Raw genomic sequence first — 12,687 nt, 5'->3', positions numbered from 1 at the left:
CCCAATGCCGCCGCCTCCGGTTCGGTCTCCCGTTCCGGTTGCTGACACCTTCAATCATGGTCGAGGACGCGGGCGTATTCCAGATCAATCCACCCTAGTTAGAAAACCCTAGGGTGGATCGGTCCTTACTGGAGGCCGGCAGCAGCAGGCAACGTCTGGTGCGATGTTTTGCCGAGAACTGAGCGGCACGTGAAGAAGTGGGACGAGCAGCGTCTGCGCAACAATGGTCGTGAGCCCTGATCGGCATCGTCAGCGCACAACGCACAAGGAGCCCCATGAGAATCTTGATCGCCGGAGCCGGGGCGACTGGTGGCGGCTATGGCGCCCGCCTCATCGAAGCCCGGCGTGATGTAACTTTCCTCGTCCGCGAACGCCGCGCGGAAGTGCTCACGCGCGATGGCCTGACCTTGGACGCGACAGACGGCCGCCGCACCCTGCATGCGAATGCAGTCACAGCGATCGAGGCCGGTGACTACTACGACCTACTCATCGTTGCCGTGAAGGCTCCCGCCCTTGCCGAGGTGCTCATCACTGCTGCTCCGGCGATTGGGCCGAAGACGATGATTCTGCCTGTGTTGAACGGATTGGACCACCTCGATGCCCTTCAGACGGCATACCCCGGCCAGGTCCTGGGCGGCCTCGTCAAGATCGTCGCGACCCTCGACGAGGCGGGCGCGGTCCTGCAGATGACCCCGCTGTGCACGATGACGGTCGGCACCCTTGACGGTTCGACGTTGAAGGATGAGATCCGAGAAGCGCTCAATGTTCCCGGCATCGAGCTCACCGTCGATGATGATGTTCTGACGCGGCTGTGGGAAAAATGGGCATTCATCGCCTCTGCCGGGGTCATCACCTGCCTCTTCCGCGGCAATATCGGGGATATCATCGCCGCTGGCGGCGAGGACCATATCCTCCGGGCGATCGCCGAGACAGAAGAGATCGCCCGAGTCGCCGGTCACGCCGTCAGCCCCGCGAGCCACGCCCAAAGCATTGGCCTGCTCACCGTACCGGGCTCGTCTTTCACATCGTCGCTCTACCGGGACCTCCAGCACGGTGATCCGGTTGAGTCCGAGCACATTCTCGGAGGCCTCGCCGCCCGCGCTCGGAAACTCCTCGTCGCAACACCTCTGCTCGACGCTACGCTGCTCCAAATGCGTACCCACCACCGCGCCTTGGAGCGGAGTAAGCAAACGCCTCAGGCAGAGGCATCCGCATAAAACGATACTGAGCGGTGACGGCTACGTGCAGGCCACTGCGGCACCCGATGAGGAAATGCGTTCGGTTCGAACCCACTCTCAGGCCCTGAAGAGCCGCCGGACAACCTGCCCTTGAGCCAGGGCGTCGAGTCCCTCGTTGATCTGGTCCAGCGGGCAGGTGTCCGTGTGCAGCAGTTCCACCGGGAGCCGACCCTCCCGCCAGTACCCGAGGTAACGGGGAATGTCCCGCGTCGGGACCGCATCCCCCATATAGGATCCGAGGAGGCGTTTTCCCATGCCGGCGAATTGCAGCGCCGGCACGCTGAGCTCCTGGGAGGGGTGCGGGAGGCCAACGGCCACCACGGCGCCTCCCCGATGGGTGACCTCCAGGCAGCCGGCCAGCACACGGCCGGAACCGGCGGCTTCGATGGCAACGTCTACGCCGCCGCCGGCCGCCATCGCTGCCAGCGCGGCCGCTTCTTCCGGCGTCCCCACCGCGGTGGCACCCGCCTTCAGTGCCAAGGCATGCTTCGCAGTATTCGGATCAATCGCAATGACGTCCGATGCCCCCGAAATCCGGGCGGCCATAACCGATGCCAGTCCCACAGCCCCGAGGCCAAAAACGGCCACCGACTGCCCGGCTTCAACCCGCGCCGTGTTGATCACCGCTCCCATGCCGGTCAGGACAGCACACCCAAACATGGCCGCAACCTCATCCGGTACGTTCTCGTCGATCACCACAACTGACTCCCGGGCGACCACGGCGTGATCCGAAAACGCGGAGACGCCGAGATGGTGGTTGATCCTCCCGCCGTCGGCAGATCGGAGCAGCGCCTCCCCGTGCAGCAGGTCGCCGCTGCCGTTCGCCTCGGCGGCCCGATCGCACAGTGCGGGCCGGCCGGCCAGACAGGTGCGGCAGTGCCCACAACTGGGCACGAACACCAACACAACGCGATCACCGATCCTCACGTCGTCCACGCCTTCCCCGATGCTGGCGATGCGGCCCACGGCTTCATGGCCGAGGGCCATGGGCAAGGGGCGCACCCGGCTGCCGTCGACGACGGAGAGGTCCGAATGGCACAGGCTGGAATAGGTGATGTCGACGCCCACCTCGCCTCGTCTGGGCATCGGCGTGTCGAGGTCTTCGATGACAAGCGGCTTGGATTCGCTGTATGGACGAGGCAGGCCCGCCGCATGAAGTACGGAAACTCGCATGTGCCCTCCTTTATCAGGTGGTTTGTCTGGTGGCGTTGTCGGTTGAGCGGTCCGCCGGCAGCATGTTCGCGCGGGCTGCCGTCAGTCCTGGGGGTCCATCACCGTGGGCAGGGCCTTGCGGGAGCTGATTTCCAGCTTCGCGAAGGAGCGGGACAGGTGCCATTCCACGGCCTTGATGGTGATGAACAGTTCGGCGGCGATCTTGCGGTTGGTGAGTCCTTTAGCCGCCAGCGCGCAGACCCGGTACTCGGCGGGCGTCAGCCGGTCCGCCTTGTTCTCCGCGATCAACGGCAGCTGCGAGTCCTGCTGGGCCAGCAGCCGCGTCATGCGGCGTGCCACCGCGGCGGCCCCGATCCGGTTCGCCAGCACCAAGGACTTCCGGGCGGCCGCCAGGGCCTCGGTGCGGAACACCTGCAGGTCGTCGGCCTGTGTGGACTGCAGGCACGTCTCCGCCAGGTCCGCCAACGCAAGAGCCAGCTGGTAACGGCCTTCATGCGCCTCCAACAGCGCGATGGCCTCACGCAGCATGACGACGGTGGTTCGGCCGGGCTGGGCCAGCGCGGCGAGCCGAAGTGCCGTGCCGGTCAGTCGGGGAGCGCCGAAGGACCGAACCTCCTGCAGCAGCTCCGCGGCAACCGCGGCGGCGTATTCGGTCTGTCCGGCGCGGGCGGCAGATTCGATGGTGCTGCGCTTCCACAGGCTCAACGTTGGGCCCAACCCCACGTCCAAATCCATCGCTGCGGAGAAGAACTCAAGGGCCTGAAGGTGCTCACCGTGCCCGGCGGTGACCACACCGTGCAGTTGCAGGGCCATGGCTTGGACCAGCGGCACGCGTTCTTCATCCAGCGGCACACGCTTCAACAGGGCGTCGGCGGCGGCAAGATCGTCCCGGGCAATATAGATCTCGGCCAGCGTAACGCAGGCCACTTCCAAGTACGTTCGCCAGCCGGTGTCCGCCGCCTGCATGGCGGTTTCCAGATCCATCTGGGCCAGCCGCAGCCGTCCCCGGTTGAGGTGGATGGCTCCGCGACAGTAGCTCAGCGTGGCGTTGGCCATCGGTGACGAGTTGGCCCGCGCCTCGGCGATTGCTGCATCCAGCAGCTCCAACGCGGCGGCATCCTGTTCCGAGCCGTTGAGCGCACCCGTTGCATAGTTAATGATGTTGGATTCCGCGCCGACCTCCGCCAGTAGCTTTCCGCCGGCATAACCGCGCAGGGCCAGTTCACCGCTGCGCTTGGCATCCGTGCCGGTCACGCTCAGCCGCAGGGCCTCCTGGATGAGCAGCATGCGGTCGCTGGGGCCGTCCTCGGCGGGATCCTGGGCCAGGATGTCCGCCAACTCCTGGCCGTATTGCGACGCAAACTGCAGCTGCTGGAAGCCCGCCCCGGTGGCCTGCGCAATGACGCGGCGCCTGAGTTCGGTGTCCGGTTCGGCGTCGTTCTCCAGTTCCTTCAGCGCCTGGCTGAAGCAGCGCGAACTCTCCTCCACCCGGTTGAGGGCGTACTGCGCCTCGGCAAAATCCACCAACAGCTCTACCCGCGCCCTCGTGCCCTCGGTCATCGCCAGCGCCCGGCGCCCGAACTCCGCTGCCTGTTTGATACGGTCGGCCGCCTGATATGCCAGCGAGGCTTCAATCAGGATCCTCCGCTGCAGCTCGGCCGGCAGCCCCTCTTCGGCCAGCGCCCGCCCGGTCAACCGGACGGCAAGCTCCCACGAGCCGGAGCGGCGGGCGCCGTTGGCGGCGTCAAGCAGGATTTCGGCGGCAGCGGGATCAGTGCCGGGCTCGGTGGCCAGCAGGTGGCCCGCGACGACGGCGGGGTCGCTCCCCTGCGCCCGCAAGGCGGTCGCCGCCAGGCCGTGCAGCTCAGCCCGGCGTTCCGGATCCAGTGTGGCGAGCACTGCCTCGGCCACCAGCGCATGCTGGATTCGCGGCCGGGGGCGCAGCGAACTCAGGAACCGCTCCGCGGCCAGCCGTTTCAGCACCGGGGCGATGGCCTCTGTGGGCAGCCCGGTCATCCGTGCCAGCAGCTGCTGGCTGGCGTCCTCCCCCAGCACGACGACGGCATCCAGCACCGTCCGCTCTTCCAGCGATAGCCGGTCGAGGCGGAATTCCAGCACGGCGGTTTCGGCGCTGGCCCTATCAGTACCGACCTCGACACCGCCCTCCAGGATCTCTTCAACGTAGAACGGCATCCCTCCCGCCGCCGCATGGATGCGTGCCGCCTCTGCGGGATCCACGCCGGGCGTCCGATGGGCTGCCCACTCGGCCACCGCCCGGCGGTCCAGCGGTTCCAACGGCCAGTGCACCCGCCCGCCGGGGCGGGAGGCGCCTTCGCCGGCCGCGCTGTGGCCGGCCGCACCGTGCCGGGCACCGCCGTCGCGCCCATCCAGCAACAGCGTGTCCGTGCGGATCCCGTCACCGCGTTCGGAGCCCTGGCCGGTACGCACGCCGCGCACGATCAGCAGCGGCGCCCCGATGAGCAGGACTCCCATGTCCGAGAGCGACTGCAGCGAAAGGTCATCCAGCCACTGGGCATCGTCCACCATGGCGATCACCGGGGCCTCCTGGGCCAGCGAGCGCAGCACCCAGGACGCGGAGTAGGTGAGCGCGTCCTTGTGCAGCGGACCGCCGGCGGAGGTCAGGAACGCATGCAGCACCCGGCCCTGCCCGTCGAAGGGCGGACCGTGGTCCGGCATCTGCTGGGCCAGCGGCGCGAACCACTGCCAGAACATGGAGCCGGGCAACGAGCGACGGGCGGCGCCGGCGGCGCGCAGCAGCTTCCAGCCGCGCGAGGAGGCATCCGCGCACAGCGTTTCCAGCACCGTGGTCTTGCCAATGCCGGACGGGCCGCTGACCGTCAGTTCAATGCTATGGCCGGCTTCCACGGCAGTGGCGAGGTCGCGCCACTGCGCCACCTCATCCTCACGCCCGTACAGCCGGGTTTGTGTCACGCCTTGATCCTAAGCTGCGGGTCCGGCAAATGCGACGTTTAGCCTTTCACTTCCGGCACGCAGTGGTTGCGCAGCTCGCCGATCCCCTCGATCCGGGTGACCATCTGTGCGCCGGCGGGGATCCACTCCCGCGGTTTCCGCGCCAGTCCCACCCCCGCGGGGGTCCCGGTGGCCAGCAGATCGCCGGGCTCCAGGGTCATGAACTCGCTGACGTAGGACACCAGCTTGGCGCAAGAGAAAATCAGGTCCGAGGTGTTGCCCGACTGCTTGGTGACCCCGTCCAGCTCGCATTCCACCGCCAGCCCGGCCTCCGGATCCAGCTCATCCGCCGTGACGACGACGGGGCCCACCGGAGTCATCCGGTCCCAGTTCTTGCCCTGGAACCACTCCGAGGTGCGGCCCTGCCAGTCGCGGACCGAGACGTCGTTCATCACCGTGTAGCCGGCGATCGCCGCGCGGGCGACGGCCTCGTCGGCCTGCCGGACCCGGGAACCGATCACCACGGTCAGCTCGGCCTCCCAGTCGATCTTTGTGCTGGCCGCGGGCAACACCACATCGTCGGTCGGACCGACGAGCGCGTTGGCGTACTTGGTGAAGATGGTGGGGTACTTCGGGACTTCCTGGCCCACTTCTTCGGCATGAGCGTAGTAGTTCAGGCCCGCGCACAGGATCTTGCCGGGGCGCAGGATCGGCATTTCCAGCTCCGCGTGCTGGGGCGCCGGGCCCGGTTCGCCGGAAAGGGTGCGCCAGTCATCGCGCTGCAGCAGCTCGCCCACGTCCTTGGCCGGCAGGTAGACCGTGGTGTCCCCGTCCTGCCGGAACGCCTGCGTGGTCCCGTTCCGCCGTACTGTTCCCAGACGCATCTGTACCTCCTCGCGGCAGCCGTGCGCCGCCGTCGTTAGCTGTTGGCGGCCATGGAAGCCGCCCCTTTGCACGATATACGCTGGCGCCACCGCCAGCCGGAAGATTGCGCTCAGGGGGTCCTGATGATGCGCCGTTTGACCGCCTCGGCAATCGCGGCCGTCCGGTTCTCCACGCCCAGCTTCGCGTAGATGTGGACCAGGTGGGTCTTGACCGTTGCCTCGGAGATGTACAGCTGCCGGGCGATGGCACGGTTGCCCATCCCGGTGGCCAGCAGCTCCAGCAGTTCCACCTCGCGTGCGCTCAGGGCAGGCTGGGGACTGCGGATCCGGCCCATCAGGCGGGCGGCGACTTCCGGCGCCAGCGCGGTGCGGCCCGCCGCGGCGGCCAGCACCGCCTCGCGGATCTGTTCCGGCGGGGCATCCTTGAGCATGTAGCCGCTGGCACCGGCCTCCACCGCCGCCAGGATGTCCGCGTCGGTGTCATAGGTGGTCAGGATCAGCACCGGCGGCGCCGATTTCCCCTCGGCGGCGCGCCCGGTGATCTTGGCCGTGGCGGTCACGCCGTCCATCCCGGCTCCCATCTGCAGGTCCATCAGGACCAGATCCACCGGTTCGCGCAAGCCGTCCAGCCGGTCCAGTTCGCGCAGGGCGGCCGCGCCGTCCGACGCCTCGGCGGCTACCGCGATGCCGTCGAAGTCCGTCAGCATGGCGCGCAGGCCGGCGCGGACCACCGGATGGTCATCCACCAGCAGGATCCTGATCCCGTTCACGGCCGTTCCCGTCCGGCATCGGACAACGGCAGGCGGACGGCCACCACGGTGCCCTCCCCGGGCGCCGATTCAACCGCCATCGTGCCGCCCAGCGCGGCGGCCCGCTCGGCCAGCGAGCGCAGCCCGAACCCGGTGCCGTCCTCCCGCGGACCGGCGGCCGAGGGATCGAAGCCAGCGCCGTCGTCGTAAATGTCCACGGTGACCTCGCCCTCCAAGAAGCCCAACGTGACGACGGCGGTGCTGGCCCCCGCGTGTTCCACCACGTTGGCCAGGCTCGCCTGGCAGGCCCGCAGCAGCAGCACCTCGCAGGCCGGCGGCAGTGGGAACGGTCCGCCGTCCAGCACGAAGCGGCAGCGCAACGGGCGGCCGGACGCGGCGGCCTGGCTTTCCGTCGCCTCGCACAGCCGCTGCAGGCTGGACACCAGCGCACTGGTACCGCCGGGCTGTGCGCCGAGCTGAGCGTCGAGCTGGGCGCCGGGCTGGGGGTCGAGTTGAGCGCCGGGCTGCGCGTCGAGCTGGGGTGAGGACAGGCCGCGGACAAACCGCCGGGCCTCCGCCAGGTTGTCGGCCGCGGTGGACTGCACCAGCCGGATCCGTTCCGCCGCGGTGTCCCGCTGCCCGGCGTCCAGCGCGCCGGCGGCGCCACGGGACAGCAGCACAATGCTGGAAAGGCCCTGGGCCAACGTGTCGTGGATTTCGCTGGCCAGCCGGCCGCGCTCGGCCAGCACACCGGCTTCGTGCTGGGACCTGGCCAGCTCCGCTCGGGTCCGCCGCAGCTCCGCGAGGGCCAGTCGCTGGTTCCGCGCGTCCAGGTACAGCGCCCGATAGGCCATCCCCATGAACACGGCGAACACCGCCCCGACTACCGGTCCGATCAGCATGGCCGCCTCCAGCCTGCCGGCGTGCCACCACTGGGAGGCGATCACCAGGCCGGTGAGGACGGCGACGGCGACCACAGCGTGTCCGGTGCGCAAGATGTGCAGATGGAGGAAAAACAGCGGGAAGGCCAGCCAGACGAAGTTTCCGCTCAGCAGCACCAGGCAGGTCCACAGCAGCGTGACCAGGGCCAGCCACCACGGGGCATAACGCTGGAGGTCCTGACCGGTTCCGGCGGCACTGCGGCGTTTCTCCCAGACCGTCCCGGCCACGTACACCACCGCCAGCAGGGCCCCCAGGGCGGCGGCCAGATAACTGGCTGGACTGGCCGGATCCGCGGCCAGCGTCGCGGCGATCGCGATGGCAAGCAGGCCGGCAAAGCCGACGTGCAGGCCCACGCGCAGGATCCTGAGCACCAGTTGGCCGGCAGGAGCGGCTTCCTCTCGCATCGCCTCCGCCGGCGATGCCTCCGCCGGGGATGCCTCCGCTGCTCCGGTCCGGCCGTTCCCGTTCCGCGGTGCACCGGTTCGGTCTTGCGGACGGGGCTGGGCAGGCATGGTCCTCAGCGTACCGAGGTTCAATACCGCGGGCATCAACCGATCGGTTGACCGGCAGATCAACCTTCGGCTGGGCGCAGATCAACCACCAACCGGATGCGCGCGCACGCCCTGCGCGGGACGCTGGAACCAGCCCGTAAACCGGGGCACTCAAGCAATGAAAGTAGGACCAATCGTGTTCCTGGCACTTCGGGATATCCGGTTCGCAAAGGGCCGCTTCCTCCTCATGGGTACCGTGGTGGCCCTGATTACGTTGCTGCTGGTGATGCTGTCCGGGCTCACCGCCGGGCTGGGAAACCAATCCGTGTCCGCCATCCGGCAGCTCGGCTCCGACGCCAACGCCGTCGTCTTCGGCTCGGCCGCGGGCAATAGCCCCGCCGCTTCGTTCACGGAGTCCCAGATCAACCAGGAGCAGTTGCACGCCTGGCAGCAAGCGCCCGGCGTGGAACGTGCGGAGGCCTTCGGCGTGAGCCAGAGCCGGTTGAGTGCAACCGGCAGCACCAATGTGGCAGTTTTCGGCGTCGTACCCGGCGGTGCGCTGGCGCCCGCACCCGTGACCGACACTTCCCTGGTGCTGAGCCGGACAGCAGCCGAGGACCTGGGCGTGCACGTGGGCGACACAGTCCAACTGGCCGGACGGGATCTGGAGGTCTCCAACGTGGTCGACGACCAGTGGTACTCCCACACGCCGGTGGTGTGGACATCGCTGGCCAAGTGGCAGCAGGTCAGCCACATCAACGACGCCGGGGCCGCCGACGGCCCGATCGCCACCGCTATTGCCGCTCAGCTGTCCGACGGCGATCCGTCCGGAGAAGCCGCGACTGCCGCCAATGAGACCGCCGGCACCACCACCACCTCGGTCGCCGGCGCCTTCCAGGCCTTGGGCTCTTACAAGAGCGAAAACGGGTCGCTGATGCTGATGCAGGGCTTCCTCTACGGCATTTCCGCGCTGGTCATCGTGGCCTTCCTGACTGTCTGGACTATTCAGCGCACGCGCGACATCGCCGTACTCAAAGCCATGGGCGGTTCGGACGCCTACCTGCTCCGCGACGCGTTGACGCAGGCCTTGGTGGTCCTGGCCTGCGGCGCAGCTGCCGGCGGCGGCGCCGGGATCCTTGGCGGGGTCTTCGCTTCCCAGGCCGCGCCGTTCCTGCTGACCCCGGCCAGCACCCTGCTGCCCATCGCCGGAATCGTGATCCTGGGCATGGCCGGTGCCGTGCTGGCGGTCCGCCGGGTGACACGGGTGGACCCGTTGACGGCACTCGGCGGCAGCTGACACCCTTCCCGGCCCTTATTCTGGCGCTCCGCACTGCAACGCCACGCACCGCCTCCGCGGCTTTCGCACCCGCACCCACTCCTCGAAGGAACACCCCCATGACACACGCACTCAGTCTTCTCAACGTCATCCTCGACTACCCTGACGGCGACGGCACCACCAAGGCACTGGACCGGGTGGACCTGAAGGTTCCGGCCGGTACCCTGACGTCCCTGGCAGGTCCGTCCGGTTCCGGGAAGTCCTCCCTCCTCGCGGTCGCCGCCACGCTCATCCGCCCCACCGCCGGCGTCGTGCTGGTGGACGGCGTGGATGCTACGGCCTTGAGCCTGAAGGAGTCGGCCGAACTACGCCGGCAGAAGGTGGGGATTGTCTTCCAACAGCCCAACCTGCTGGCCTCGCTGACGGCCCTGGAACAACTCCAGATCGGAGCCCATCTGCGCGGCGAGAAACCGCGTGACGCCCGCTCCCGCGGCTTGGAGCTCTTGGACATCGTGGGACTTATCGATGCAGCCCACCGCCGCCCGCACCAGCTCTCGGGCGGGCAGCGCCAGCGGGTCAACATCGCGCGGGCGCTGATGGGCAGCCCGCGGGTACTGCTGGTCGATGAGCCGACGGCGGCGCTTGACCATGAGCGCTCCGAGGCTGTTGTGCGGTTGCTGGTCCAGGTCACCCGGGAATTCGACGTCGCCACCGTCATGGTCACCCACGAGACCGAATTCATTCCGCTCACCGATGCCGTCGCCACCATGCGCGACGGCCGGCTCTCGGCACCGCGGAGCACCGCAACCGCCGACGCTCCGCCGGGGGTACGCCGCTAATTGGACCAATCTTTGGTTAGCTGGTCGCCCTTTCTTTGGAGTGCAAGCCACAACGGTCCCTCGGAACGACCCACCATGTCGTTCTTTTTCCTGACGGCGGCATGCGTCCACTAGAGCCTCTCGGGCACGGCGCCGTGGGCACAGCGCGACGTTCGGCTGATCGTGGCCTCAGTTGCGGCCCGTGCCACTATCCCTACACATTGGACCGTTTCGATGGTGGGTCGAATATGTGTGCGAATAAAATTGTGGTATGGCGCTTGCACCGTTGGACCGCACCGGGGGGGATGGAGGATTCCCTCGCCGAGGTGCGCGCCCTGCTGCAGGATATCGCCCACTGCTTCACCGCGGAGTCCGGATCGTTGAGCACCCGCGAGCTGGCCAACACTGTAGCGGCGGTCGAGGACGTTTCGAAGACGGTGGAATTCCTGCAGGCCGCCGGCGCGCACGCGGTGGAGCGGGCAGACATCGCCGCGAACGGGGAAACCTCAGCCAGCACCGGTGCACTTGCAGGATCACCTGACGCCTCCGGCGCGGCGGGGTGGGCCAACCCGGCCGCGGCCATCGCCGCCTCCGGAACCGAGGCAGGCGACCCCGGCGGTGTTGACGCCGCGGTACCCGACGGCGCGGGTCCGCAACACCGGCAGCGCCGGCGCAAGACCGAGTTCCGCAACAACGCGGAGTATCTGCGCTCCCGGCTGGGGATCAGCATCGTCGAAGCACGGCGCCGGCTGCGGGTCGGAAGAGTAATCACCGCGCCGGTCCGGTTTGACGGCGAACCCGGCGCTCCGGCACTGCCGGCCCTGGCGGAGGCGATGGCGGCCGGGGAGCTCAGCGGGAACGCTGCCGTCCTTGTCACCGACTCGATCGCCCGGGCCCGCCACGCCGCCGACCCGGGGACCCTGGAAGCGATGGAGTCCTCGCTGGTCCGGCAGGCCGCCGAGGGCGACGCCGACACGCTAGCGATGGTCGCGAAGACCTGGGAAACAGCCGTCGACCAGGACGGCGCCGAGCCCTCGGAGGATGAACTGCGGTCCCGGCAGGGGATGTTCTACCGCGGCCGCCGACGGGGCCTGCACCAGTTCGTCATCAACACCACCGACGACCAGTACGAACTCCTCGCCACCATGATGAACAGTGCCGCGAACCCGCGCATCCGCTCCGACGCGATCGAAACCGCCGCGAACAGCCGGACCGAAGCCGCCCCTGCCGGACCGAACCGCAACGGCACAGGCCCCACCGGAACCACGGACGCCGCCACGGCCGGCACCGGCGCGGCAGATCCCGCAACTGAGGGCACTCGGATCGGCGAGGGAGTCGGGCCCGGTAGCGGCGAGAGTGAAGCGGACGATGATCGCAACACAGAAACCACGGATGCCGGCGCATTAGGCACCGACGACGCCGGAGCAAACGGGACCGGCATGCCCGACGCGGAAGACTGCACGGATTCGGAACACAGCCACGGCGACGTGGATCCGGCGGTGGTTGCCGGAATGGACGGCTTCACCAGGGCACAGAAGCTGCTGGCCGGCCTGATCGGTGCCTGCCGGATCGCCCTGAACGTGGACAAGCTCCCGGACTCTGGCGGGCACCGCACCCAAGTGATCGTCACTGCCGGCTATGAACAACTGGCCGGCTTGCTCTCGGGCGGCGGCAGCGCGGTGTTCAACGGGTCCCTGTCGGCCAAGACAGTGCGCCGAATGGCCTGCGACGCCGAAATCATCCCGGCGATTCTCGGGTCCAAGGGCGAGGTCCTGGACCTGGGCCGGTCGCAACGGTTCTTCAGCCGGGCCATCCGCAAGGCGCTGCTCCTACGGGATAAGGGCTGTGCCTTCCCTGGGTGCAGCATGCCCGCGTTCTGGACCGAAGCGCACCACATCGTGCCCTGGTGGGCCGGCGGCCGCACGGACATCAACAACGGGGTCTGCCTCTGCAGCCTGCACCACGACCTGATCGAGCAAGGCAACTGGGAAATCAACGTCATTGACGGAATCCCGTGGTTCACCCCGCCCGACTACATCGACCCCCACCGAAGACCACTGCGAAACACGTACTGGCAAACCCACGTCCCGCCCCGGGGGCTGGCAGGCTAGCAAAAACTTGCCGTCCGATTGCGCTGACCAGTGGCACGATTCCCCCTCATGCCAGTCCGAACATCCCTACCGAC

At 68.2% G+C, this 12,687-nt stretch carries 9 protein-coding genes; 4 read left to right on the top strand and 5 right to left on the bottom strand.

What is annotated here, in order from left to right; genetic code table 11:
* The first annotated feature begins 275 nt into the window (after nt 1-275).
* Entirely contained in the window at nt 276-1,217 is a 942-nt protein-coding gene (locus MNQ99_RS01175; protein WP_241914128.1) for a 2-dehydropantoate 2-reductase, read from the top strand.
* Between the two features lie 78 nt (nt 1,218-1,295).
* On the opposite strand, the gene MNQ99_RS01170 is transcribed toward MNQ99_RS01175, so the two are convergent.
* The 5 genes from MNQ99_RS01170 to MNQ99_RS01150 form a co-directional block, all read right to left on the bottom strand.
* Nucleotides 1,296-2,411 (bottom strand): zinc-dependent alcohol dehydrogenase family protein, encoded by a 1,116-nt coding sequence (locus MNQ99_RS01170; protein ID WP_241914127.1) that lies wholly within the window; start codon nt 2,409-2,411, stop codon nt 1,296-1,298.
* An 81-nt stretch (nt 2,412-2,492) separates the two neighbouring features.
* A complete protein-coding gene (locus MNQ99_RS01165) occupies nt 2,493-5,363 on the bottom strand; it encodes a helix-turn-helix transcriptional regulator (protein ID WP_241914126.1) in 2,871 nt (956 codons plus the stop codon).
* Nucleotides 5,364-5,401: 38 nt separating this feature from the next.
* On the bottom strand, nt 5,402-6,226 hold the full coding sequence (locus MNQ99_RS01160; protein WP_127514061.1) for a fumarylacetoacetate hydrolase family protein: 825 nt from the start codon (nt 6,224-6,226) through the stop codon (nt 5,402-5,404).
* Between the two features lie 110 nt (nt 6,227-6,336).
* Entirely contained in the window at nt 6,337-6,996 is a 660-nt protein-coding gene (locus MNQ99_RS01155) for a response regulator (protein WP_127514063.1), read from the bottom strand.
* Nucleotides 6,993-8,429, bottom strand: coding sequence for a sensor histidine kinase (locus MNQ99_RS01150; protein ID WP_241914125.1), 1,437 nt, complete (start codon nt 8,427-8,429; stop codon nt 6,993-6,995). Before MNQ99_RS01150 ends, MNQ99_RS01155 begins: the two co-directional genes overlap by 4 nt.
* A 175-nt stretch (nt 8,430-8,604) precedes the next feature.
* Here MNQ99_RS01150 and MNQ99_RS01145 point away from each other — a divergent pair, with 175 nt between their 5' ends.
* The 3 genes from MNQ99_RS01145 to MNQ99_RS01135 all read left to right on the top strand — a co-directional run bounded on the left by MNQ99_RS01145 (nt 8,605) and on the right by MNQ99_RS01135 (nt 12,613).
* On the top strand, nt 8,605-9,705 hold the full coding sequence (locus MNQ99_RS01145) for an ABC transporter permease (protein ID WP_422387543.1): 1,101 nt from the start codon (nt 8,605-8,607) through the stop codon (nt 9,703-9,705).
* A 98-nt stretch (nt 9,706-9,803) separates the two neighbouring features.
* Nucleotides 9,804-10,523 (top strand): ABC transporter ATP-binding protein, encoded by a 720-nt coding sequence (locus tag MNQ99_RS01140; protein WP_241914123.1) that lies wholly within the window; start codon nt 9,804-9,806, stop codon nt 10,521-10,523.
* 284 nt (nt 10,524-10,807) lie between these two features.
* Nucleotides 10,808-12,613 (top strand): HNH endonuclease signature motif containing protein, encoded by a 1,806-nt coding sequence (locus tag MNQ99_RS01135; RefSeq protein ID WP_241914122.1) that lies wholly within the window; start codon nt 10,808-10,810, stop codon nt 12,611-12,613.
* The last annotated feature ends 74 nt before the right edge of the window (nt 12,614-12,687 follow it).

The sequence above is a fragment of the Arthrobacter sulfonylureivorans genome, from assembly GCF_022637435.1.
GTDB lineage: Bacteria > Actinomycetota > Actinomycetes > Actinomycetales > Micrococcaceae > Crystallibacter > Crystallibacter sulfonylureivorans.
This window is presented reverse-complemented; position numbering and strand designations above follow the sequence as displayed.